The sequence below is a fragment of the Salinibacterium sp. genome, from assembly GCF_031364185.1.
Lineage (GTDB): Bacteria > Actinomycetota > Actinomycetes > Actinomycetales > Microbacteriaceae > Rhodoglobus.
Genome location: NZ_JANLVV010000046.1, coordinates 1 through 1,004, shown reverse-complemented (window position 1 = coordinate 1,004; position 1,004 = coordinate 1). Strand labels below are relative to the sequence as shown.

The 1,004-nt window shown below is 60.7% G+C and carries 2 protein-coding genes; both read left to right on the top strand.

The genetic code is table 11. The features are described 5' to 3' along the window. Positions 1 to 234, top strand: a 234-nt coding sequence (locus RMN95_RS02365) for a DUF1294 domain-containing protein (RefSeq protein WP_309615357.1), incomplete at its 5' end; no start/stop codon positions are given. Between the two features lie 189 nt (positions 235 to 423). Beyond that, a partial coding sequence (locus RMN95_RS02360) for a hypothetical protein (protein WP_309615356.1) occupies positions 424 to 1,004 on the top strand: 581 nt, incomplete at its 3' end.

Genomic DNA, 1,004 nt, shown 5'->3' with positions numbered 1-1,004 from the left:
GATAAGTCGGCCGCCGTCACCGGCGAATGGCGCGTCTCAGAAACGCGACTGCTCATACTCGGCCTGCTGGGTGGATGGTCCGGAGCCGTCATTGCCCAGCGAGTGCTCAGGCACAAGACTCGCAAGGTGGCCTTCATCTCGATCTTCTGGGTCACGGTGGCGGTCAACGTGATCGCACTGGTGGTCTTTGGGTGGCCTCCCCTCATGCAGTCCCTCATCGAACTGGCGACGTAGCGTTCGCCGCGACTGTCTGTAGCCGCACGCCCACCAGGGCGCATACTCGCCAACGTCGAGCTCGAGACGGTAGTCGCCCGCAGGCGGAACGGCGGGCCCGAGACCCTGCTCGGCTACCGTCAGGAGAGCCGGGGTTTGGGGTCGTAATCCGCGCGCTGGCATCGCTTAGAACACCCTAGTATGTGTGTTGTGAGCACAAAATATCGCAGCTATGTCGAGTCTCTGACAACCGCCCAGCGAGATGCTCTGGGTACGCTCTCGGCACGAGTGCTCACAAATGTTCGTCCGCTTTACGAAGTGAGTGGCGATATTTCAAGCTTCATTTTTGCCGGAGGCGAAACATCACATCCTGACTGGGATGACGCGACGACAGTCTTCGAGGCAGCAGTCGAGCAGCTGCTGTTACAGCCCGATGTTCCCCCGATTGCAGGCGAACTGCCGCTCCTGTTCGTCGGCTGGCACTCGAAGAATCGGGTGACCGGCAAACGAGCCTCATTAGGATTCCTGCTGACTGATCGTCGCCTACATGCCCAGTGCGATTTCGGGGTGCTCTTCGGCGTCACACCGCCCCGAACCTACTCGTACCCGATCGGGAGTGGCGATCCGGATGGCGACAGTGCAGCCCTTGTGGATGCGGCCAACGCACGATTCGATTGGACGCCGGCCGCGGAGCTCGTCTCGCTCGCGCAGCAAGCCGCCATAAAGCGGCTTCTTGTAGATGAAATCGCCGATATCACTGGCGCGGTCACAAGACTTGGGATCGAAATGGC